The 22,514-nt window shown below is 64.6% G+C and carries 16 protein-coding genes; 12 read left to right on the forward strand and 4 right to left on the reverse strand.

Annotated features, from left to right (window positions below; all coding sequences use genetic code 11):
* Positions 1-37 precede the first annotated feature (37 nt).
* The 10 genes from JAO85_RS04130 (at position 38) to pbpC (ending at position 16,262) form a co-directional block, all read left to right on the forward strand.
* Positions 38-1,018, forward strand: coding sequence for a Bug family tripartite tricarboxylate transporter substrate binding protein (locus tag JAO85_RS04130; RefSeq protein ID WP_039051181.1), 981 nt, complete (start codon positions 38-40; stop codon positions 1,016-1,018).
* Between the two features lie 152 nt (positions 1,019-1,170).
* A complete protein-coding gene (locus JAO85_RS04135) occupies positions 1,171-7,182 on the forward strand; it encodes an alpha-2-macroglobulin (protein ID WP_202787562.1) in 6,012 nt (2,003 codons plus the stop codon).
* Between the two features lie 227 nt (positions 7,183-7,409).
* Complete coding sequence (locus JAO85_RS04140; RefSeq protein WP_202787563.1) at positions 7,410-8,531, forward strand: ABC transporter ATP-binding protein; 1,122 nt, start codon at positions 7,410-7,412, stop codon at positions 8,529-8,531.
* Positions 8,532-8,577: 46 nt separating this feature from the next.
* Positions 8,578-9,867, forward strand: a complete 1,290-nt coding sequence (locus JAO85_RS04145) for an ABC transporter substrate-binding protein (RefSeq protein ID WP_202787564.1) — start codon at positions 8,578-8,580, stop codon at positions 9,865-9,867.
* A gap of 35 nt (positions 9,868-9,902) precedes the next feature.
* The gene (locus tag JAO85_RS04150; RefSeq protein ID WP_202787565.1) at positions 9,903-10,823 is read left to right on the forward strand and encodes a carbohydrate ABC transporter permease; all 921 of its coding nucleotides are present in this window, start codon (positions 9,903-9,905) and stop codon (positions 10,821-10,823) included.
* A complete protein-coding gene (locus tag JAO85_RS04155; protein ID WP_202787566.1) occupies positions 10,820-11,686 on the forward strand; it encodes a carbohydrate ABC transporter permease in 867 nt (288 codons plus the stop codon). The genes JAO85_RS04150 and JAO85_RS04155 overlap by 4 nt, the downstream gene beginning before the upstream one ends.
* Before the next feature lie 34 nt (positions 11,687-11,720).
* Positions 11,721-12,107, forward strand: coding sequence for a VOC family protein (locus JAO85_RS04160; RefSeq protein WP_003067760.1), 387 nt, complete (start codon positions 11,721-11,723; stop codon positions 12,105-12,107).
* A 66-nt stretch (positions 12,108-12,173) separates the two neighbouring features.
* Positions 12,174-13,049 (forward strand): endonuclease/exonuclease/phosphatase family protein, encoded by an 876-nt coding sequence (locus JAO85_RS04165; protein ID WP_041743925.1) that lies wholly within the window; start codon positions 12,174-12,176, stop codon positions 13,047-13,049.
* 106 nt (positions 13,050-13,155) lie between these two features.
* On the forward strand, positions 13,156-13,713 hold the full coding sequence (locus JAO85_RS04170; RefSeq protein WP_012837236.1) for an HdeD family acid-resistance protein: 558 nt from the start codon (positions 13,156-13,158) through the stop codon (positions 13,711-13,713).
* A 170-nt stretch (positions 13,714-13,883) separates the two neighbouring features.
* Complete coding sequence (gene pbpC / locus JAO85_RS04175; RefSeq protein WP_237734716.1) at positions 13,884-16,262, forward strand: penicillin-binding protein 1C; 2,379 nt, start codon at positions 13,884-13,886, stop codon at positions 16,260-16,262.
* A gap of 27 nt (positions 16,263-16,289) precedes the next feature.
* Here pbpC and JAO85_RS04180 read toward each other — a convergent pair whose 3' ends face one another.
* Entirely contained in the window at positions 16,290-17,183 is an 894-nt protein-coding gene (locus JAO85_RS04180) for a LysR family transcriptional regulator (RefSeq protein WP_202787567.1), read from the reverse strand.
* Positions 17,184-17,263: 80 nt separating this feature from the next.
* On the opposite strand from JAO85_RS04180, the gene JAO85_RS04185 reads away from it, so the two are divergent.
* Complete coding sequence (locus JAO85_RS04185) at positions 17,264-17,884, forward strand: nitroreductase family protein (RefSeq protein WP_202787568.1); 621 nt, start codon at positions 17,264-17,266, stop codon at positions 17,882-17,884.
* The gene (locus tag JAO85_RS04190) at positions 17,881-18,762 is read left to right on the forward strand and encodes an EamA family transporter (RefSeq protein ID WP_202787569.1); all 882 of its coding nucleotides are present in this window, start codon (positions 17,881-17,883) and stop codon (positions 18,760-18,762) included. Before JAO85_RS04185 ends, JAO85_RS04190 begins: the two co-directional genes overlap by 4 nt.
* Before the next feature lie 40 nt (positions 18,763-18,802).
* Here the strand turns inward: JAO85_RS04190 and lldD are convergent, their stop codons facing one another.
* Genes lldD through lldP form a run of 3 tightly spaced genes read right to left on the reverse strand, consistent with a single transcriptional unit; the run spans position 18,803 to position 22,388 of the window.
* Positions 18,803-19,939, reverse strand: a complete 1,137-nt coding sequence (lldD, locus tag JAO85_RS04195) for an FMN-dependent L-lactate dehydrogenase LldD (protein WP_202787570.1) — start codon at positions 19,937-19,939, stop codon at positions 18,803-18,805.
* On the reverse strand, positions 19,936-20,706 hold the full coding sequence (gene lldR / locus JAO85_RS04200) for a transcriptional regulator LldR (protein ID WP_003058121.1): 771 nt from the start codon (positions 20,704-20,706) through the stop codon (positions 19,936-19,938). The genes lldD and lldR overlap by 4 nt, the downstream gene beginning before the upstream one ends.
* 17 nt (positions 20,707-20,723) lie before the next feature.
* Positions 20,724-22,388: an L-lactate permease gene (lldP, locus tag JAO85_RS04205; protein WP_202787571.1), complete on the reverse strand. Its 1,665-nt coding sequence runs from the start codon at positions 22,386-22,388 to the stop codon at positions 20,724-20,726.
* Positions 22,389-22,514: the final 126 nt, after the last annotated feature.

The raw sequence follows: 22,514 nt of genomic DNA on the forward strand, positions 1-22,514 counted from the left end.
TTTTGGTTAGTCTGGAAAAAGCATAAGGAGAAAACACATGACGCAATCTCGTCGTCAATTGCTGAGAGCCGGTGCGGGAGCGGTGGCAGCATCGGCCCTGGGCCCGCTGGCCTGGGCCTCGTCGGGCCAGCCCATCCGCATTCTGGTGGGCTTTCCGCCCGGCGGTGGCTCGGATGCGATTGCGCGCCTGCTGGCCGACAAGCTCAAGGACGAACTGGGCGGTGCGACGGTGCTGGTGGAGAATCGTCCCGGCGCCGGCGGCCAGATTGCCGCGCAACTGCTCAAGGCCTCGCCTGCCGATGGGCATACGCTGTTTCTCACGCATGACCACACCATCTCCATCCTGCCCAAGGTCGTGAAAAAGCCGGGCTTCGATCCGCAACAGGACTTCATTCCCGTGGCCGGGGTCGCCACTTTCGTGAATGCGCTGGCCGTGTCCAGCAACACGCCGGTGAGGAATCTGGCCGAGTACGCGGCCTGGGCCAGGGGCAGTGCCAAGAACGGAACCATCGGCATTCCGGCTCCGGCATCGACGCCCGAATTTCTGGTCAAGATCCTGGCCGACCACTACAAGCTCGATCTGGTGGCGGCACCGTATCGCGGCAGCGCTCCCTTGCTGGCCGATATGCTGGGCAATCAGATTCCTGCCGGCATTGCCTCGGTGCCCGACTTCATGGAGAACCAGAAGGCTGGCAAGCTGCGCGTGATCGGCGTGCTGGGCGCCAAGCGCCAGGCCTCCATGCCCGAAGTGCCGACCTTGCTGGAGCAGGGCATCAAGGGCTTCGAGGACATGCCTTACTACGGCATCTTTGCGCCCAAGGGCGTGCCCCAGGCCTTTGTCGAGCGCTTTTCTGCAGCCGTGGGCAATGTGCTCAAGCAGCGTGACGTCTACGCGCAGCTGACGGCGTTGGGGCTTACAGTTGGATACATGAATCCCCGCCAGTTGGGGGAGCGTGAGGCCGCCTATTCCAAGGTTTGGGCCGGTATCATTCAGCGCAGCGGTTTCCAGCCGCAGTAGTTTCGCGCGTGCGGCACCTGCTCAAGGCCCTGCTTCACTTGCGAGGCAGGGCTTTTTGCATTCTGCCGTCCCGCACTGCTGCGTCGCTGACTCCAGACTTCAGATTCAAACAGCCAGGGCCGGCCACGCCGGCCCCAAAAGGAAGTGACTGTATGACTGTGCCTTATGCAGAGGGAAGGAAGAGGGAGCAGATCGCGCCGCACTGGCGCGTGCTGCTCAAGGCAGGCCTGTTATGGGGCCTGGCGGCCACGGCGGCCCATGCCGTGGGGGTGCGCCAGTTCAGCCCGCAGGGCGATGTAAGCAAGGTGGGCCAGGTAGTGGTGCAGTTCGATGGGGCAGCCGTGCGCTTTGGCGACCCCAAGGCCGCGGCTCCGGTCAATCTGCAGTGCAGCAATGCGCAGGCCGCCAAGGGCACGGGGCGCTGGAACAGCGAAAAGGAATGGGTCTTCGATTTTGCCCAGAACCTGCCCGCCGGCGTGCGTTGCACGGCCCAGCTCAACCCGCAGTTCAAGAGCGTCGCGGGTACGGCCCTGACGGGCGCAGCCAGCTATCAGTTCCAGACCGGCGGACCGCAGGTGGCCAGCATTGCGCCCGACACCTATGAAGAGGTGGACGAGCAGCAGTACTTTGCTCTGCGCCTGACGGGCGCGGCATCCGTCGACAGCCTCAAGCAGCGCGTCTGGTGTACCTCCGAAGGTGTGGGCGAGCGCATTCCCGTGCAACTGATCGAGGGCAAGGACCGCGAGGCCGTGCTCGAGCAGCGCCACTGGGACAAGGACGCTGCCAAGAACCCGCAGAACTATGCGGTGCTGGCCTGTAACCGCCGTCTGACCTCGGGCAGCAAGATGACCCTGGTCTATGGCAAGGGCGTGGCCATGGCCAACGGCCTGGTCAGCAAGGACGAGCAGCGCTACGAGTACCAGGTGCGCCAGCCCTTCAGCGCCGACTTCAGCTGCGAGCGCGAGAACGCCAACGCCGCCTGCCTGCCGATCCGCCCCATGCGGCTGTCATTCAGCGCGCCGGTGCCGCGCAAGCTGATCGAAGGCATACGCCTCAAGAGCGGTGCCTCGGCCGTGGCACCCATCATCGAGCAGAACGGCGACAAGCTGGCCGAGGATTCGCTGGTGGACAGCGTGAGCTTTCCCGCCACCATGCAGCCAAACACCAAATATGTGGTGGAGCTGCCGCCGCAGTTCAAGGATGCAGCGGGCCGCACGCTGAGCAATGCCAATCTGTTCCCGCTGGCCACGGCCACGGGCAATATGCCGCCGCTGGTGAAGTTTGCCGCCGCGCCCTTCGGCATCGTCGAGCGCTTTGCCGAAGGCCCCAAGGGCCCGGCGCTGCTGCCCGTGACGCTGCGCAATGTGGAGCCGCAGCTTCTGGGCAAGTCGCTGGACGCCAGCGTGGTGCGCACCAAGAAGGGTGGCTCGGATGCCGACATCATCGCCTGGCTCAAGAAGGTCGAGCGCTATGACAGCTACAGCGTGGAGCGCAAGCGCGCTGCGCGTGATGTCAAGGTCTTGCCTCCTGTCATCAACGACGACAAGCACTGGGTGCAGACCCGCATGCTGTCGCTGCTGGACGGCCAGAGCCAGACCCAGACGCTGGAGCTGCCCAAGGCGGCCAAGAGCGACCCGCGCCCCTTCGAGGTCGTCGGCATTCCGCTGAACCCGGGCTTCCAGGTAGTGGAGATTGCCTCGCCCATGCTGGGCCAGTCTCTGCTCGACGAAGGCTATGGAGCGGGCCGCACCATGTATGTGCGCACCTCGGTGCTGGTGACCAATCTGGCCGTGCACTTCAAGCTGGGGCGCGAGAACTCCGTGGCCTGGGTGACGACGCTGGACAAGGGCAAGGTGGTGCCGGGCGCCACGGTGCAGGTCTCGGACTGCAACGGTCAGGCGATTGCTTCGGCCGTCAGTGATGCCCAGGGTCTGGTGACCTTCAACGGCCTCAATCCCAATCCGCCTTCCTGCAGCAACGAGGACGGCTACTACCGCAGCAACTCCTATTTCGTGAGTGCGCGTGCCAAGACCGAGGCTGGCGAGGAACTGGCTTTTGTCTGGAGCAACTGGAACAAGGGCATAGAGTCCTGGCGCTTCAATGTGCCGACCAGCTCCAGCAGCAAGCGCGACGAAGTCGCGCATACGGTGTTTGACCGCATGCTGTTCCGTGCCGGCGAAACCGTGTCCATGAAGCACTTTCTGCGTGCCCTGACAGGCCCCGGCAAGAACTCCACGGGCTTTGAACAGACCCAGGACAAGCCTGACCGCCTGACCATCACCCATCTGGGCAGTGGCCAGCGCTTTACCCAGGCCCTGAGCTGGAATGCCAATGGCAGCGCGAGCAGCGAGTTCCCCATCTCCAAGGCCGCCAAGCTCGGCGAATATGCGGTGGAGCTGGGCTACACCAATGGCAGCGGCCGTCGCTCCAGTTTCAGCACCGGCATCTTCCGTGTCGAGGAGTTCCGCCTTCCGGTGATGGAGGGGCGTGTGGGCCCGGCCGGCAAGGAGCAGCTCTACGCTGTCAGCAGCGTGCCTGCCGAAGTGCAGATCAACTATGTCTCGGGTGGTGCCGCCGCCAATCTGCCGGTCAAGGTGTCGGCTCTGCTGCGCTCCAAATCGCTGGATTTCGCGGGCTGGGATGGCTTCAGCTTCAACCCGCCGCGCAGTGCCCAGGACGTGGGCAGCAGCGACGACGAGGAAAGCACGGCGGCCGACGACACCAAGGTCGTGGCCGACAAGCTGCCCGTGACGCTGGACAAGAACGGTCTGGGCAAGGTCAGCATCGACAAGCTGCCCAAGTCCGGCGAGCCGCGCGAGCTGCTGATGGAAGCGACCTACGCCGACCCGAACGGCGAGGTGCAGACCCTGCGCAGCACGCGCACCATCTGGCCGGCTGCCGTGGTGGCAGGCGTGCGCTCCGAGAACTGGATCTCGGTGGACCGCAAGCTGCGCTTTCAGGCGCTGACGCTGGATACGGCAGGCAAGGCCCAGGCCGGCGTGCCCGTCAAGGTCGAGGCCGTGGCGCGCATCACCACCTCCAGCCGCAAGCGGCTGGTGGGCGGCTTCTACAGCTACGACAACCAGACCACGCTCAAGAATCTGGGCACCGTGTGCTCGGGCACCAGCGACAGCCATGGCCTTGTGCAATGCGAGGCCCAGCTGTCCCAGCCCGGCGAGGTGGAGCTGATCGTCAAGGCCGCTGACAAGGACGGCCGCAGCAGCCAGGCCGCGACCTCGGTGTGGGTCACGGGCCAGGGCGAACTCTGGTTCGGTGGCGAAGACCATGACCGCATGGACGTGCTGTCCGAGCGCAAGAGCTATGAGCCCGGCGAGACGGCGCGCTTCCAGGTGCGCATGCCTTTCCGCCGCGCCACGGCGCTGGTGGCCGTGGAGCGCGAAGGCATCGTCAGCACCCAGGTGGTGGAGCTGGCGGGTGACAACCCCACGGTGGACGTCAAGATCGAAGACAACTGGGGCCCCAATGCCTATGTCAGCGTGCTGGCGCTGCGCGGCCGCCTGATGGAAGTGCCCTGGTACAGCTTCTTCACCTGGGGCTTCAAGTCGCCGCTGGAGTGGTGGCGTGCCTTCTGGAATGACGGCAAGGAATTCATCGCGCCGACTTCCATGGTGGACCTCTCCAAGCCTGCCTTCCGTTTCGGCATGTCCGAAATTCGCGTGGGCCTGAAGAGCAATACCCTGGACGTCAAGGTTTCCTCGGACAAGTCCAGCTACAAGGTGCGCGGCACGGCCAAGGTCACCATCAAGGCCACGCTGCCCGATGGCAAGCCCGCTGCAGGTGCCCATGTGGCGCTGGCGGCCGTGGACCAGGCTCTGCTGGAACTGATGCCCAACAGCAGCTGGAATCTGCTCGATGCCATGCTGACGCGCCGCGAATGGGGCGTGCAGACGGCAACGGCCCAGATGGAGGTGATCGGCCGTCGCCACTACGGCAAGAAGGCCGTGCCTGCGGGCGGTGGCGGTGGCCGCAGCCCCACACGCGAACTGCTCGATACCCTGCTGCTGTGGAAGCCCGATGTGGTGCTGGACGGCAACGGCATGGCGCTGATCGAGGTGCCGCTCAACGACGCCCTGACCACCTTCCAGGTGGTGGCCGTGGCCGATGCGGGCGTGAGCCTGTTCGGCACCGGCCAGGCGGCGATCCGTACCACGCAGGATCTGCAGATCATCAGCGGCCTGCCGCCCCTGGTGCGCGAGGACGATCAGTTCCGCGCCCAGGTCACGCTGCGCAACACCTCGGCCAAGGCCATGAAGGTGGAGGTCACGCCGCGCGCCACGCTGCTGGAACTCAAGGCCCAGACCGTGGAGATTCCCGCCGGCGAGGCGCGTGAAGTGGCCTGGGATGTGAAGGCTCCGGCCCAGCTCTCCGGCACGCGTGCCGAGGCGCTGATCTGGGAGATTTCCGCGCGCGACACCGCTGGCGGTGCCGACGCGGCGCAGGATGCGCTCAAGGTCAGCCAGCGCATCGTGCCCGCCGTGCCGCTGTCGGTGCAGCAGGCCACGCTGGTGCAGGTCAACGGCAGCTACAGCGTGCCCGTGAATCCGCCCGCCGATGCCCTGCCCGGTCGCGGCGGTCTGCAGATGTCGCTGGTGCCCAAGCTGACCGAAGGTCTGCCCGGCGTGCGCGACTGGTGGGCCCGCTATCCCTACTCCTGCCTGGAGCAGACCACCAGCAAGGCCGTCGGCATGAACAATGCCGAGCTCTGGGGCAGCACCATGGCCCAACTGCCCAACTATCTGGACGGTGACGGCCTGGCCAACTACTTCCCGCCCCAGGACGGATCGGTCAGCCGCGGCAGCGATACGCTGACCGCGCATCTGCTGAACCTGTCGGCCATGGCGCAGGGCGTTGACAAGCGCTTCGTGATTCCGGCGGCCGAGCGTGCGCGCATGGAGGACGGCCTGATCGCGTTTGTGGAGGGCCGCATCCAGCGCAACTTCTGGAGCCCGCGCAAGGATCTGGAAATGCGCAAGCTGGCGGCGATTGCCGCGCTGGCGCTGACTGGCAAGGCCACGCCGCGCATGCTCGACAGCATCAATGCCACGCCCAACCAGTGGCCCACGCACACGGTCATCGACTGGGTGATGCTGCTGCAGCGCATGAGCGATGCGCCCCAGCGCGACGAACGCCTGGCCCAGGCCATGCAGATTCTGCGTGCCCGCCTGACCTACAACGGCACGCGTGCCGGCTTCTCGACCGATCAGGACGATGGCTGGTGGTGGCTGATGCAGGGCCCTGACGTGAATCTGGCGCGCCTGATCCTCGCGACCATCAACGACCCTGCATGGGCCGAAGACATGCCGCGCCTGGTCAGCGGCTTTATCGCTCGCCAGCAGGGCGGTGCCTGGAACACGACCACGGCCAACCTCTGGGGCGCTCTGGCGCTGCGCCGCTTCTCGCAGAAGTTCGAGTCCGAGCCCGTGGCCGGCAGCACCGTGGCCAGCATGAACGGCAACGAGGCCAAGGTGAACTGGGCCGAGGTCAGGCGCGCCACGTCCGAGGATGCGCAGGGCACGGCCCATTCCAACAGCGTCTTCGGTGAGCCCGTGCGTGCCGGCGGCCTGATGAACAACACCATGTTCATGCCCTGGGCCAAGGCCGGCAAGGGCCAGCTGAGCGTGACGCAGCAAGGCACGGGCAAGCCCTGGCTGACCGTGCAGTCCGTGGCGGCCGTGGCCCTGAAGGCACCGTTCAGCGCCGGCTACACCATCAAGAAGACCGTCACGCCCGTGGAGCAGGCCGACAAGGGTCTGTTCGGTGGCGGCCAGTACACGCGCGGCGATGTGCTGCGCGTGACGCTGGAGGTGCAGGCCAAGACCGATATGACCTGGGTGGCCATCACCGATCCCGTTCCCACGGGGGCGACCATTCTGGGCGGCGGCCTGGGCCGTGATTCGGAGATCGCGTCCAAGGGCGAGAAGCAGGAGGGGGCAGGCTGGCTGGCCTACGAAGAGCGCAGCTTCGAGTCCTACCGTGCCTACTACCAGTACCTGCCCGCAGGGACGACCAAGGTCGAATACACCGTGCGCCTGAACAACGCCGGTGAATTTGCCCTGCCGCCCACGCGTGCCGAAGCGCTGTATGCGCCCGAGATGTTTGGCGAGATTCCCAACGCCAAGCTCAAGGTGGTGATGCCCAAGTAAGCCTTCAGCGGTTTCCCGGCCGTACGACAAGCCCCGGTCTGCGCAAGCAGCCGGGGCTTTTTTCATGCACTGATGCTATGGATATTGAAGCTGCTTGCGCTTTTGAAAAGGATGATTCAAGGGAATTTCTATCTAAAATCAATGAATAGAAAGCGAAGGCAGCTCCTGTTTTTTTACAGTATCCGGGTTGACACGCGGCTGTCATCCAGTCTTCCTAGACTGGCGCGATGTCTTTGATCGAGCTGGAGAACGTCGCCAAATCCTGGGGTGGCGCCACGGCCCTGCATGCCGTGAATCTGCGCATTGAACCAGGCTCGTTTTGCGTCCTGCTCGGCCCTTCGGGCTGCGGCAAATCCACCACCTTGCGCATGATTGCCGGGCTGGACATTCCCACCTCGGGGTCGGTGCGCATCGATGGTCACGACGTCACCCATCTGCCGCCCGCAGAGCGCGGCATTGCCATGGTGTTTCAGAACTATGCGCTGTTCCCGCATCTGAGCGTGGCCGACAACATCCAGTTCGGTCTGCGGGTACGCAAGCTTGGCAAGGCCGAGCGCGAGCAGCGTCTTGAGCAAACGGCCGAGCTGCTGGGGCTGACGGCGCTGCTGGACCGTCGGCCAGTCCAGCTCTCGGGCGGCCAGCAGCAACGCGTGGCGCTGGGCCGTGCGCTGGTGGCGCAGGCCAGGGTCTGTCTGATGGACGAGCCGCTATCCAATCTCGATGCCCAGCTGCGCCAGGAAATGCGCGCCGAGCTGCGCGAGCTGCAGCAGCGTCTGGGCCTCACGGTGGTCTATGTGACCCACGATCAGGCCGAGGCCATGAGCATGGCCGATCAGGTGGTGCTGCTCAACAAGGGCCGGGTGGAACAGGCGGCCGGGCCGCGCGAGATCTATGCCAAGCCCGCAACCACGTTTGCCGCGCGCTTTATCGGCACGCCCGCCATGAACATCGTGGCCCTGCAGGGCAACCGGATTGCAGGCAGCGATGTGGTCGTGGCCCCGGATCTGGTGGCTGGCAGCGCCTATCCGCAAGCGCTGGGCGTGCGGCCCGAGGTGATTGCCGTGGCAGGTGATGCCGACGGCGGCAACGAAGGTCTGGGCAACGGCATTCCGGCCACCGTGCAGGGCTTTGAATATCTGGGTGCCGATCTGGTGCTGCGCTGCCGGGTGGGCAGCGAGCTGCTGACGGTGCGCGTGCCCGGCCATGCCCATGCCGATCTGCGGCCCGGCCAGGCCGTGTTCCTGTGCTGGCCGCAGCAGGCTTCGCACTGGTTCGATGCGCAGGGCGGGCGCATTCATTTTTGTGGGCAGGCGGTGGAATCCGCCCGCTCCTTGCTGGCCGCAGCCTGAGCCGCCGGCGTTTTCCATTGTCTGCAAATCCCGAGGAGAGATTCCCATGCGTCGTCAAACCTTTGTTCACGGCCTGCTCGCCGCTGCCGCCGGCCTTGGCCTGGCGGGCACTGCTCTTGCGCAGTCCCCGCTGGAAGTGCCTTTCTATTACCCCGTGGCCGTGGGCGGCCCCATCACCAAGGTGATAGACGGTTATGCGGCGGACTTCAACAAGGCGCATCCGCAATACAAGATCACGCCCATCTATGCGGGCACCTATCAGGAAACCATCGTCAAGGCGCTGACGGCGCACAAGGCCGGCAAGGCGCCTGCGACTTCGGTGCTGCTGTCCACCGATATGTTCACGCTGATGGACGAGGGCGCGATTGCGCCCATTGACGACTTCGTGAAGACCGATGCCGACAAGGCCTGGCTCAAGGGCTTTTATCCGGCCTTCATGGCCAACAGCCAGACCGGTGGCAAGACATGGGGCGTGCCCTTTCAGCGCTCCACCGTGGTGATGTACTACAACAAGGAAGCTTTCAAGGAGGCCGGCCTGAACCCCGACAAGGCGCCCCAGAACTGGAAGGAACTCAAGGAGGCAGCCCACAAGCTGACCAAGAAGGACGCCAGCGGCAAGGTCGTGCAATACGGCATCCAGATTCCGTCCACAGGCTTTGGCTACTGGATGCTGCAGACCCTGACCACGCCCAATGATGTGCTGCTGGCCAACGAGTCCGGCACCCGCGTCATGCTCAACCACCCCAAGGTGGTGGAAGCGCTGAACTTCTGGGTCAGCCTGGTCAAGGACGGCGTGCACCCGGCAGGTGTGGTGGAGTGGGGCACGACGCCCAGGGACTTCATGGAAAAGAAGGCCGCCATCATCGTGACGACCACGGGCAATCTCACCAATATCCGCGCCAATGCCAAGTTCGACTTCGGCGTGGGCCAGATCGCCGGCAATGTCCGCAAGGGCTCGCCCACGGGCGGGGGCAATTTCTACATCTTCAAGAATGCGCCCAGGGAGCAGCAGCAGGCTGCGTTCGAGTTTGCCAAATGGGTGACCCAGCCAGAGCGTGCCGCGCAGTGGAGCATGGACAGCGGCTATGTGGCTGTCTCGCCTGCAGCCTACGAGACTCCCGCACTCAAGAAGTACGGCCAGGAGTTTCCCCAGGCACTGGTGGCGCGCGATCAACTGCCCGTGTCGGTGGCCGAGTATTCCACCCATGAGAACCAGCGTGTGACCAAGGTGCTCAACGATGCGATTCAGGCGGCCCTGAACGGCACCAAGACCGCAGCCCAGGCCATGGAAGAGGCGCAGAAGGAATCCGAGCGCATTCTGCGTCGCTACAAGTAATGAGCAGTCCGGCGCTTGAAACCGGCAAGGGCGTCATGTCTGCGCCCTTGCCATCCAGGGCCGCCCACAGGCTGGCGCAGGCCGCAGCGCGAAAGCAGGCCGTGCATGCCTGGCTGCTGCTCATGCCGGCGCTGCTGCTGCTGTTGGGCTTTACACATTGGCCGGCCTTGTCCACGTTGATCGACAGCCTGCATGCCACGGGTCGTGGCGGCCAGCCCGGCGAATGGGTGGGGCTGGAAAACTATGCGCTCATGGTCGATGATCCCGTGTTCTGGCAGGCCGTGCGAAACAACCTCTGGTTTGCCGCTGCCACCATTCCGCTGTCCATGGGGCTGGCCTTGCTGATGGCGCTGTGGGTCAACGAGAAGCTCGCGGGGCGGGCCTTGCTGCGCATGGCGTATTTCACGCCCACGGTGCTGCCCATGATTGCAGTGGCCAATATCTGGCTGTTCTTCTACACGCCCCAGTACGGACTGCTGGAGCAGCTGCGCGGCGCACTGGGCCTGGACGCGCACAACTGGCTGGGCGATCCGTCCACGGCCCTGGCCTGCATCACGCTGGTGGCTGTGTGGAAGGAGGCCGGCTTTTTCATGATCTTCTATCTGGCCGCGCTGCAGACGCTCAACCCCAGCCTCAAGGAGGCAGCGGTCATCGAAGGCGCATCGCGCTGGTATTTCCTGCGCCGCGTGCAGTGGCCGCTGCTCATGCCGACCACGCTGTTCATCCTGGTCAACGCCGTGATCAATGCCTTCCGGCTCGTGGACCATGTGTTCATCCTCACACGTGGCGGGCCGGACAATGCCTCCACGCTGCTGCTCTATCACCTCTACGAAGTGGGCTTCAAATTCTGGGACACCGGCTATGCCGCGGCCATCACCGTGGTGCTGGTTTTGGTGCTGGCTGCCGTGGCACTGTTCCAGTTCTTTGTGCTGGACAAAAAGGTGCACTATCAATGACAGATGCTTCATTTCTGTCAGGGCGCAGGAGTGCCCGGGAGAGCCAGGGCGTGAGCTTTTATGGCGCTTCATGGCTGGACACCCTGGCCGCCTGGACGCTGGCGCTGCTGTGGCTGCTGCCGCTGGCCTATGCTGTCTGGACGGCGTTTCACCCCTCCGATGCGTCCACGCGCCTGGATCTGTCCGCGCCCTGGACGCTGCGGAACTTCCGCCATGCCTGGGAAGCTGCGCCGTTTGCGCGCTATTTTCTCAACACCATCTTGCTGGTGGCCATGATTTTGGCGGTGCAGCTGCTGCTGTCCACGCTGGCTGCATTTGCCTTTGCACGCTTGCGCTTTCGCGGCAGCAATGTAGCGTTTGCGCTGGTGCTGATACAGCTGATGATCATGCCGGACATTCTGCTGGTGGCGAACTATCAGACCATGTCCGGGCTGGGGGCGATCGATACTCTGGCGGGCATAGGTCTGCCGTATTTCGCCTCGGCCTTTGCCATCTTTTTGCTGCGCCAGACCTTTATGGGCATACCCCGCGAGCTGGACGAAGCCGCGCGCGTGGAAGGTGCCAGCACGCTGCAGATTCTCTGGCGTGTCTACGTACCGCTGGCCAGGCCGGTCTACACGGCGTTTGCGCTGGTTTCGGTGAGCTTTCACTGGAATAATTTTCTCTGGCCTCTGATCATCACCAACAGCGTGCAGTCGCGTCCGCTCACCGTGGGCCTGCAGGTTTTCTCCAGCATGGAATCGGGCGTGGAATGGTCGACCATCTGCGCCGCCACACTGATGACTTCAGGGCCGCTGCTTATTGCATTCCTGCTGTTCCAGCGCCAGTTCGTGCAAAGCTTCATGCGTGCGGGCATCAAGTGACTGGGATACAGTCAAACCATTTGAGGAGTTGACGATGCCCGGTCCCGCTGCTGCTGGTGTGCTGATTTATGCCAAGGATTTCCAGAGTCTGGCAGGCTTCTATGAGCAGGTTCTGGGCATGCGGCGACTGCATGAAGATGCGCACGTCATCGTGCTGGAGTCCGCCGTGTTGCAACTGGTGATTCACGCCCTGCCGGCCGAGATTGCGGCGCGGGTCAAGATCGGCACGCCACCGCAGCGCCGCGCCGATGTGGCACTCAAGTTCTTTGTCACCGTGCCGGCGATTGCCGACGCCGAAAGCGCAGCACAGGCGCTGGGCGGACAAGTGTTTGACGAGCGTTGGCAAGGTCCTGGCTTTGCGGCCTGCAATGCCATGGACAAGGAAGGCAATGTGTTCCAGTTGCGCGAGAACTTGGCCTGATCAGCTGCTGTAAAAATAGTGGCTGCCGGGGCTTCAGCCACTTTCAATCTGGAAAGACGCGACAAGATGAATATCCTGACCTGGAATGTGCAATGGTGCTGCGGCATGGATGGACTGGTCAGTGTGGAACGCATCGTGCGTCACGCGCTGCAAATGGGCGAGCAGTCCGGCGGTCTGGATGTGCTGTGCATGCAGGAAATCGCCGTCAACTACCCCGATCTGCAAGGAAGGCCCGGCGACCAGCTGGCCGAGCTGAAGGCGCTGTTGCCGGGCTGGCAGATTTTCTTTGGCGCATCGGTCGATGAGTTCACGCCCCGGGGCCATCAGCGTTTTGGCAATCTGATTGCCACGCGGCTGCCGGTGCTGCTGGTTCAGCACTATCTGCTGCCCATGCCGGCAGAAGCCGATATGCGCTGCATGCAGCGCATGTGTTCCGTGGTCACGGTCGATGACGCGGCGCTGGGACCGGTACGCATCATGACCACGCATCTCGAATATTTCTCGGCGCGTCAGCGCATGGCGCAGGCCGGCGCACTGCGTGCCCTGCAGATGCAGGCCTGTGCGCTGGCCGATGCCCCGCCCCAGCCGGCCAGCGATGGCTCGCCCTATCAAACCAAGCCGCATACCCGCCATGCCGTGCTTTGCGGGGATTTCAACTTCGAGCCGCACGAGCCCGAATATGCCGTTCTGTCCGCACCTTGGGTTGCCGGCGAGGAAGGCTGTCTGCAGGCCGGGCAGTGGCGCAATAGCTGGGATGTGCTGTATCCCGGGCAACCGCAGCCTCCGACCTTCAGACTGGTGGATCGAACCTGGGGGGCAGAGCCCGGGGCATGCGACTTGATATGGGTCAGCGATAGCTTGTGTCAGAGAGTGCACACTTGGAGCGTTGACAGCGCCACACAGGCGTCTGACCACCAGCCTGTGATGTTGACGCTGGGCTGAGCTTGTTGCTAGGTTCGGAGCTGGATTCGAGAGACGAGTGGCTGCACAAGTCGCACTGTTGTGAAACCCTGAGAACGTAAACACGTTCTAAAAGAGAGGAGTCTTCATGCCTGTAGAAATTCCTTCCATGTCCATCATGTTGCACCGTAGCTGGTGGGTGCTGTTGCTGCGCGGCGCCGCAGCCATCATCTTCGGCGTGCTGACCTGGATGCAGCCTGCGGCGTCCGCCGCCGCGCTGGTGCTGGTGTTTGGCGCCTATGTGTTTGTCGACGGCCTGCTAGGCATCTACACCGCCATCAAGAGCCGTCAGCAGTCGCGCCACTGGTGGGTGGTTTTGCTGTGGGGGCTGACGGGTGTGGTGGTGGGGGTGCTCACGGTCATCAACCCTGCGATTACTGCGCTGGTTCTGACCATCTATATCGGCGTCTGGGCCTTGATGACCGGTGTGCTGCAGATCGTCGCGGCGCTGCGTCTGCGCAAGGAAATTCAAGGCGAATGGGTGCTGGTGCTCGGGGGGCTGCTCTCGGTGCTGTTCGGCATCTTCGTGCTGATGCAACCCGGCGCGGGCATGATGGCCATGCTGTGGGTGCTGGCGACCTATGCCGTCATCTTTGGCGTGCTGATGGTGATACTGGCATTCAAGATCAAGAAGTTCACGGCCTGAGGAAAAGGCGGTGGTTCCGGAAAAAAAAGCGGCTCGCTGGAGCCGCTTTTTTATTGCCGCTTGCCTGAGCGGGCAGTTTGCCATGCCATCTTTGGGACAATGCCTGCTGACTTCCAACAGCGCACAAAGACATGAAACAAGGCATGCAGCGGTATTTCCAGCACCAGAGAATGAAGCCGTTCTGGCGAGCCGTTGGCATGACGGCCGCCTTGTGGCTGGGTCTTGCCGCCAGCAGCCAAGCCGTGCCCAGCTATGACGAGGTGCGCAGCGACCATCGCTCGTCGGAGACCCTTCTGCTTTCGCGCGAAGGCGAGGTGCTGCAGCGCTTGCGCACCGACAGCACGGTGCGCCGCGGTCCCTGGGTGGCATTGGCCGATGTTTCGCCGGCATTGCGCACGGCCCTGGTGCTCAGCGAGGACAAGCGTTTCTACGAGCACAGCGGCGTGGACTGGGCTGCCGTCACCGCAGCTGCATGGGGCAACCTCTGGAACACACGCACGCGCGGCGCGAGCACCATCACCATGCAGCTCGCCGGTCTGCTGGATGGAGACTGGCGTCAGGGACCGGGTGGGCGCAGCGTGGTGCAGAAGGTGGGGCAGGCCGTGGCGGCCCAGGTGCTGGACAGGCGCTGGCGCAAGGACCAGATTCTCGAGGCCTATCTGAACTTGGTGCCGTTCCGCGGCGAGATCGTGGGTATCGCTGCGCTGTCGCAAAGCCTGTACGGCAAGGCCGCACACGGGCTGGATGCGCGCGAGGCCGCCATTGCCGCAGCCCTGGTGCGTGCGCCCAATGCGTCGGTGGAGCGCGTCGCACAGCGTGCCTGCGGCGTGCTGCAGGTGATGGTGCCCGACGATGTGGCGGCCAAGGATTGCTCGGCCATGCAGCTCTATACCTCCAGCGTGCTGCAGCGGCGCCAATGGCTGGCCAGCGAGGGTGTGGCTCCGCATTTTGCGCGGCGCTGGCTGGCGCTGCCGCAGAACCGGGGGCACGAGCAGGTGCGCTCGACCTTGAACGCAGCCTTGCAGCGCTTTGCCGTGGCCAGCCTGCAGCAGCATCTGCGCGAGCTGCAGGGCCGCAATGTGGAAGATGGTGCGGCCGTGGTGCTGGACAACCGCAGCGGCGAGATTCTGGCCTGGGTGGGCTCCTCGGGCACGCTGAGCCAGGCATCCGAGGTCGATGGCGTCACCGCTTTGCGCCAGCCCGGCTCCACGCTCAAGCCCTTTCTCTATGCCCAGGCGATGGCCGAAAAACGCATCACCGCCGCCTCGCTGATCGAGGATTCGTCGGCCCATATCCCCACGCAGAACGGTCTCTACATTCCGCAGAACTACGACCGGCGCTTCAAGGGCTGGGTGTCGGCGCGCACTGCGCTGGCATCCTCGCTCAATGTGCCGGCAGTGCGCACGCTGGTCATGGTCACGCCCGATGCGTTTTTCGAACAACTCAAGAAGCTGGGCCTGCCGCTGCGTGAAAGCGGAGGCTATTACGGCTTCAGCCTGGCGCTGGGCAGCAGCGAGGTCGCGCTGCTCAATCTGACCAATGCCTATCGGGCACTGGGCAATAGCGGTCAATATCGTCCCGTGAGCTGGGCCTTGCCTCAGACTGAAAGCCGCAAGGCCGGCGGCAAAACCGGCGACGACGCGGTGCAGGCACTGGATGCGCGGGCAGCTTTTATCGTGGGCGACATTCTCTCCGACAATATGGCGCGGGCCCCGACGTTCGGCACGGACAGCGTGCTGGCCACGCGCTTCTGGACGGCCGTGAAAACCGGCACCAGCAAGGATATGCGCGACAACTGGGCCGTGGGCTGGTCCGAGCGCTACACCGTGGGCGTCTGGGTGGGCAATGCGGGTGGCGAGGCCATGCATTCGGTCAGCGGCACCAGCGGCGCAGCGCCCATCTGGGCCGATATCATGGGCTTTTTGCATCGCAACCTGTCCAGCCGCGCGCCCAGGGCTCCGATCGGCGTGCTGCAGCAGCAAGTGCAGTTTGGCGCGCTGGCCAGTGGCGGAACGCCCATCGAAAGCGCCCGTGGCGAATGGTTTGTGGAAGGCACGCAGCAGTCGCTGTTTGCCATGGATCACGTGGCGGGCAGTGCAGAGCAGAAAAGCCTAGCCAGGCAAAAAGGCAGCAAGTCCGGCAGCGCTGCGGCTGCGGCCGCTGTGCGTATCTCGCGTCCGGCCAATGGCACCATTTTGGCGCTGGACCCCGATATTCCACCCGATAGCCAGCGCGTGCAGCTGGTGGCGCGCCAGGCCGGCATGGCGGCCGAGCAGGACTGGCGCGACAGCAGCTTGCGCTGGCGGCTGGTGACCCGGCAATATGGAGCGCCCGCCACAGCAGACAAGAACGCCCAACCCGTGATGCGGGAAGTGCAGCGCGAGCTGGGGCGTGGCAGTCAGCTGGGCTGGCTGCCCTGGCCGGGGCGCCACAAGCTGGAGCTGCTCGATGCCTCCGGCAAGGTGCTGGACAGCATCGCGCTGGAAGTGCGCGGCGCCGGTGCCCTGGTGGCCGGGCCGGAGCAGATCCCGGGCCAGCGCCGGCGCTGAATGCCGGCCGGTCAACCGGCCAGGCGCTCAGTTGCCAGAATCGAACTGCGCTACCAGAAAGTCCAGTAGCGCCCGCAGCTTGGGCGTCATATGCTGGCGCGACGGATAAATGGCATAGAGCGCGGTCTTCACCGTGCTCCAGTCTTCCAGGGCGGCCTGCAGCCGGCCCGTGCGCAGGTCTTCCTCGACATAGGGCAGCGGGATCAGGCTGACGCCAAAGCCCGCGCGCAATGCATCGCGCACTGCAAGGCTAGAGGACACCGAGTAGCGCGCATTGACCGCCACGCGCTCCATGCGCCCGCCTTGCTCAAATTCCCAGACATCTGCATGGCCCGAGAGGCTGAAGCGTATGTGCTCGAGGCCGTTGAGGTCGGCAGGCGTGTGCGGGCGACCGCGCTTCTCGAAATAGCCGGGCGCGGCGCACAGCACATGCGACATCGAGGTCAGCGGTCGCGCAATCAGCGAGGAATCCTCAAGCCGGTCACTGCCGCGTATGGCCAGATCGAAGCCTTCGCGCACGATATCGACGCGTCTGTCGTCCAGGTGCAGGTCCAGCTGCAGCCCGGGGTGGCGCTCCAGGAAGGCGGGTAGGGCGCAAGAAATCTGCGTCAGTGTGAATGTCATGGGCGCGCTGACCTTGAGCAGGCCGCTGGGCGCAGCCTTGAACGGGCATAGTGCCGAGTCTGCATCGGCCAGCGCATCGAGCGCCCGCGTGACATGCTCGAGATACAGGCGGCCTTCTTCCGTCAGCGCCATGCGCCGCGTGGTGCGCTGAATGAGGCGTGTGCCCACATGGGCCTCCAGCTCGGCGATGTTCTTGCTGATCGCGGCCGGCGACAGGCCCAGGCTGCGGCCCGCCTCGGCAAAGCTGCCGCACTGCGCAATGCGATGAAAGACTTGCAAGGCGGTCAGTCGGTCCATGTGATTCTTCTCTGCTGGTGAATGGTTTATTTTGATAATCGCCAATTATCAATTTGGGGTGAATTATCTACAGTCGTGCCATGACGACACTTCATTCCACGCTCACCCTCATCGAGCAGCGCATCTCGGCCAACCGCTTCGATACCTCCCACCATCTGGCGGATGCCGACATATCAAGGCTGGTGCAGCTGGCTACGCGCGCACCCACGGCCTACAACCTTCAGAACTGGCGCTTCATCGCCGTGCGCACGCCTGGGGCCAAGGCCAGGCTGCGCGCCGTGGCGCAGGACCAGGCCAAGGTGCAGGAGGCGGCCGTCTGCTTCATCGTCTGCGGCGTGCTGGCCGACCCCGAGGCGCTTGCCGAACGGCTGCAGCCCTCTGTGGACGCTGGCTTCATGCCTGCCGCCATGGCGCAGGGATGGCTGCAGGCCGCGCAGCAGCAGTACGCCAGCGCGCAGGCGGTGCGCGACGAGGCCCTGCGCTCGGCCAGCTTCGGTGCCATGACGCTGATGCACGCGGCGCAGGCGCTGGGCCTGGCATCCTGTGCGATGACCGGCTTCGACGCCGAAGGCGTGGCAGCCAACTTCGGTCTGGCGAGTGAGGAGGTGCCGGTCATGCTCGTCACCGTGGGCCGTGCTGCGCCCGGTAACTGGCCGCAGAAGCCACGCCGGCCGCTGGATCAGGTGCTGGAGTTCGCATGAGCGCCGGCCAATCTGCGCTTGCGTTCAGGCGGACACAGGCACGAGATTTGCTGCTGACGGCGCTGGCACCCGCCGTCTGGGGCAGCAGCTACATCGTCACCACGCAGCTGCTGCCGCAGGCGCCCGCGATGACTGTGGCCTTGCTGCGCGCGCTGCCCGCAGGCCTGTTGTTGCTGGCATTTGCACGGCGCCTGCCGCAGGGCGTGTGGTGGCTGCGGGTGTTCATTCTGGGAGCGCTCAATTTCTCGGTGTTCTGGAGCATGCTGTTCGTCTCGGCCTACCGCCTGCCGGGAGGGGCCGCCGCCACCGTCGGGGCCGTGCAGCCGCTGGTGGTGGTGTTTCTTGCGTCCTGGGTGCTGGGCAGCGCGCTGCGGCCGGCCTCGGTGCTGGGTGCCCTGGCCGGTCTGGTGGGTGTGGCCTTGCTGGTGCTCACGCCCGGTGTGAGGCTGGATGCGACGGGGATTGCGGCGGGCCTGGCCGGAGCGGTTTCCATGGCCTGCGGTACGGTGCTCACGCGCAAGTGGCGTCCTCCCGTACCGCTGCTGACCTTCACCGCCTGGCAGCTCACGGCCGGTGGACTATTGCTGCTGCCGGTGGCGCTGTGGGCCGGACCGGATTTTCCGGCGCCCACACCGGGCCATCTGATCGGACTGGCCTGGCTGGGTCTGGTAGGCGCGGCGTTGACCTATGTGCTGTGGTTTCGCGGCATTGCCCGGCTGGAGCCGAACATGGTGGCGCCGCTGGGTTTTCTGAGTCCGCTGACGGCTATTTTGCTGGGCTGGGCATTCCTGGACCAGACGCTGACGGCCGTGCAGATGGCTGGCGTGGCCCTGGTCATGGGCGGGATCTGGCTGGGGCAGCGGGGCGCGGCGCGCTGATCCCCGCAAGGCCCGGCCCAGGGCCGGAGCCTGTGCGGGATCAGTCCCGTACCAGCAGATCGCCAGTGATCTCCGAGACGTTCTTGACGCTGGTCAGCGTCATGGCCACGCGCATTTCCTTTTCGAGCAGGTTCAGCAGGTTGGTCACGCCGGCTTCGCCTTCTGCAGCCAGCGCGTAGACGAAGGCGCGGCCTATCATGGTGCAGTCTGCGCCCAGGGCCAGCAGGCGCACGATGTCCAGGCCGTTGCGCACGCCCGAGTCGGCCAGGATCTTGATCTGACCCTTGACTGCATCGGCAATGGCAGGCAGGGCGCGTGCCGACGAGAGCACACCGTCGAGCTGGCGCCCGCCGTGGTTGGAGACGATGATGCCGTCGGCCCCGAAACGCACGGCATCCCTGGCGTCCTCGGGATCGAGAATGCCCTTGATCAGCATGGGACCCTTCCAGAAGTCACGGATCCACTCCAGGTCCGACCACGAGATCGAGGGATCGAAGTTCGCGCCGAGATAGCCCATATAGTCTTCGAGCGAGACGTTCTGACCCTTGTAGGTGGAGATATTGCCCAGCGTGTGCGGGCGGCCCATCAGGCCCACGTCCAGGGCCCAGTGCGGATGGGTCACGGCCTGCAGGTAGCGGCGCATGGCGGCGTTGGGGCCGCTCATGCCCGAGTGCGCATCGCGGTAGCGGGCGCCGGGTACGGGCATGTCCACGGTGAAGACCAGGGTGGAGACGCCAGCAGCCTGGGCACGCTCCAGCGCGTTCTTCATGAAGCCCCGGTCCTTGAGCACATAGAGCTGGAACCACATCGGGCGGCCCAGCCTGGGCGCGACTTCCTCGATGGGGCAGACCGAGACGCTGGACATGGTGAAGGGAATCCCCTTCTTGTCGGCAGCCGTGGCGGCCTGCACTTCGCCGCGGCGGGCGAACATGCCGGTCAGCCCCACGGGAGCCAGCGCCACGGGAATCGAGAACTTCTCGCCGAACAGCTCGATGCTGGTGTCCAGCTGGCTCATGTCCTTGAGCACGCGCTGGCGCAGGGCCACGTCGGCCAGGTCGTCGACATTGCGGGCCAGCGTCTTCTCGGCATAGGCGCCGCCGTCAAGGTAGTGGAACAGAAAGGGCGGCAGGCGCTTTTGCGCAGCCGCGCGGTAGTCGGTGGTGGAGGAGATGATCATGAAAAAATGGCGGAGGAAGAGGAGAAACGATCCAGCCGCTTGCGTCGGGCCGCCTCGGCATCCGACTCGGACAGCTTTTCGTGAACATAGGCCAGGTGCTGGCCGATAGCGCTTCTGGCCTGCTCTGGCTCGCCGTCGACAATGGCCTGCATGAGATTGCGGTGCTGCGCAGTCAGATGCTCCAGCGTCGAGGGATCATCATGCACGAACATCAGGCGCCGATTCTGGGCCACGGTACCCAGCACCAGCTCGAACAGGCTGCCCATGAGCTGTACCAGCACGGCATTGTGCGAGGCTTCGGCAATCGCCAGATGGAACTGGGCGTCGGAGCGGGCCGCGCTGGCGGCATCGCGCGCCTGCTGGTGGTGAAGCATGTCGTCGAAGCAGTGGCGAATGCGGTCCCGGTCCTTGTCGGTGGCACGCTGGGCCGCATACCAGGCGGTGCTGAGCTCCAGTGCCTGCCTGGCTTCCAGCACGTCGTAGCGGTATTGGGGGTCGTCGCGCAGCAAGGACTCCAGCGGTGCGACGGCCTGCTCGTGCCACAGCGGCACGCGCGAGCCGACAAAGGTGCCGGCCCCCACGCGGCTTTCGAGCACGCCGCGGCTGGCAAGCTTCTGTATGGCCTCGCGCAGCGCCGTGCGCGAGACCCCCAGCTGCTCGGCCAGCGCCCGCTCGGTCGGCAGCTTGGCGCCGCTCTGGAGCTGGGTGCTCTGGATCAGCTCCAGCAACTGCTGGGCAACGCGGTCGGACAGGCGGATGGCGGGCATGGGGTCTGGCAGGAGTTTCAGGTGGTGGGAATCATCCACGGAAACACATAAGCCTGCAGCGTGCAGATGATGCCGATCAGCACCAGGAAGGCCAGACTGTGCTTGACGGTAAAGCGGAACAGGTCCGATTCCTTGCCGGCCAGGCCTACGGCCGCGCAAGCAATGGCGATGGACTGGGGCGAGATCATCTTGCCGGTCACGCCGCCGGTGGTGTTGGCCGTCACGGCAAGCACCTCGGGCAGTCCCAGCTGTGCTGCCGTCGTGGCCTGCAGGGCGCCGAACAGCGCATTGGCCGAGGTGTCGGAGCCCGTGAGGAATACGCCGACCCAGCCCAGGAAGGGCGAGAAGAACGCAAAGGCCTTGCCTGTATGGGCCAGCGCCATGGCCAGCGTGGTGGACAGGCCGGAATAGTTGGCGATGAAGGCGAAGGCCAGCACCATGCCGATGGAGTAGATGGGCAGGGCCAGTTCCCTGAAGGTCTCGCCCAGGGTCCGGACTGCCACGGCTGGCTTGAGGCGCAGCAAAAGAATGGCGAGCACGGCGGCGATCAGGATCGCAGTCCCCGTGGCCGACAGCCAGTTGAAGGAGTAGACCGCGCCATAAGGCGTGGGTGTGGCAACGACGGGCGCCATTTTCTGCACCAGATTGTGCAGCATGGGCACGGGAATGCTGAAGACCGTGCCGGAGAGCGCGCCACCCGAGGCGAACAGCGCCTTGAAGGGCTTGAGGCTCCAGATGGTCACCATGGCGGTGAGGATGATGAAGGGCGACCAGGCCTTGATCACCATGCCGGTCGTCAGCTTGACGGGGGCCGTCGTCTGGATCTTGGCTGCGCCCGGCTCGGTGTCGAAGCGGAAGATGCGCTTGGGCTGCCAGAACTTGAGAAAGGTGGTCAGTGTCACCAGGGCGAAGATGGCCGAAGTGATGTCCGGCAGTTCGGGGCCGATGTAGTTGGCCGTCAGAAACTGTCCGAGTGCAAAGCTGCCGCCGCCCACCAGCACCGCAGGCCAGGTTTCCTTCACGCCGCGCCAGCCGTCCATGATGGCCATGAGCCAGAACAGCACGATGATGGTCATGAACGGCAGCTGGCGGCCGGCCATCTGGCTGATGGCCATGACATCGACGCCCGAGACCTGACCGGCCACGATGACGGGAATGCCCATGGCACCGAATGCCACGGGGGCGGTATTGCCGATCAGGCACAGGCCCGCTGCATACAGAGGCCTGAAACCCAGGCCCACCAGCAGTGCTGCCGTGATGGCGACAGGGGCGCCGAAACCGGCGGCTCCCTCGAGGAAGGCACCGAAGCAAAAGCCCACCAGGATCAGCTGCAGGCGCTGGTCTTCGGTGACCGAGAGAATGGACGAGCGGATGATGTCGAACTGTCCGGTCTTGACCGAGACCTTGTAGAGAAAGACCGCCGCGACAATGATCCAGGCAATCGGCCACAGGCCGTAGAAGAAGCCATAGACGCCTGCGGCCAGCGCATTGGCCACCGGCATGCGATAGAACAGCAGCGCCACGGCCAGAGACAGCGCCACCGTGATGGTGCCTGCCACATAGCCCTTGAGGCGCAGCTTGGTCAGCGCGAGAAAGAAAAAGATGATGGGTATCAGCGCCACCAGCGCCGACACCCACACATTGCCTGCGGGGTCGTAGTTCTGCGACCAGATTTCTTGCATTGCCTTGATCTCCTGGATATGCGCGGGGAGGGCAACCCTCCTGTGCGTCCAGAAGCTTCCCCGTCAATTCTTTGAACAACCGTGTCACCCTGCGCCGGATGCTGACATGCAATCTGGTTCGGCTCC

It is taken from the genome of Comamonas sp. NyZ500 (genome assembly GCF_016772095.1).
In the GTDB taxonomy this organism is placed as follows: Bacteria; Pseudomonadota; Gammaproteobacteria; order Burkholderiales; family Burkholderiaceae_C; genus Comamonas; species Comamonas thiooxydans.

Coding starts and splice junctions, on each gene's coding strand:
- JAO85_RS04130 (WP_039051181.1), top strand. CDS start 38: ATGACGCAATCTCGTCGTCAATTGCTGAGAGCCGGTGCGGGAGCGGTG.
- JAO85_RS04135 (WP_202787562.1), top strand. CDS start 1,171: ATGACTGTGCCTTATGCAGAGGGAAGGAAGAGGGAGCAGATCGCGCCG.
- JAO85_RS04140 (WP_202787563.1), top strand. CDS start 7,410: ATGTCTTTGATCGAGCTGGAGAACGTCGCCAAATCCTGGGGTGGCGCC.
- JAO85_RS04145 (WP_202787564.1), top strand. CDS start 8,578: ATGCGTCGTCAAACCTTTGTTCACGGCCTGCTCGCCGCTGCCGCCGGC.
- JAO85_RS04150 (WP_202787565.1), top strand. CDS start 9,903: ATGTCTGCGCCCTTGCCATCCAGGGCCGCCCACAGGCTGGCGCAGGCC.
- JAO85_RS04155 (WP_202787566.1), top strand. CDS start 10,820: ATGACAGATGCTTCATTTCTGTCAGGGCGCAGGAGTGCCCGGGAGAGC.
- JAO85_RS04160 (WP_003067760.1), top strand. CDS start 11,721: ATGCCCGGTCCCGCTGCTGCTGGTGTGCTGATTTATGCCAAGGATTTC.
- JAO85_RS04165 (WP_041743925.1), top strand. CDS start 12,174: ATGAATATCCTGACCTGGAATGTGCAATGGTGCTGCGGCATGGATGGA.
- JAO85_RS04170 (WP_012837236.1), top strand. CDS start 13,156: ATGCCTGTAGAAATTCCTTCCATGTCCATCATGTTGCACCGTAGCTGG.
- pbpC (WP_237734716.1), top strand. CDS start 13,884: ATGAAGCCGTTCTGGCGAGCCGTTGGCATGACGGCCGCCTTGTGGCTG.
- JAO85_RS04180 (WP_202787567.1), bottom strand. CDS start 17,183: ATGGACCGACTGACCGCCTTGCAAGTCTTTCATCGCATTGCGCAGTGC.
- JAO85_RS04185 (WP_202787568.1), top strand. CDS start 17,264: ATGACGACACTTCATTCCACGCTCACCCTCATCGAGCAGCGCATCTCG.
- JAO85_RS04190 (WP_202787569.1), top strand. CDS start 17,881: ATGAGCGCCGGCCAATCTGCGCTTGCGTTCAGGCGGACACAGGCACGA.
- lldD (WP_202787570.1), bottom strand. CDS start 19,939: ATGATCATCTCCTCCACCACCGACTACCGCGCGGCTGCGCAAAAGCGC.
- lldR (WP_003058121.1), bottom strand. CDS start 20,706: ATGCCCGCCATCCGCCTGTCCGACCGCGTTGCCCAGCAGTTGCTGGAG.
- lldP (WP_202787571.1), bottom strand. CDS start 22,388: ATGCAAGAAATCTGGTCGCAGAACTACGACCCCGCAGGCAATGTGTGG.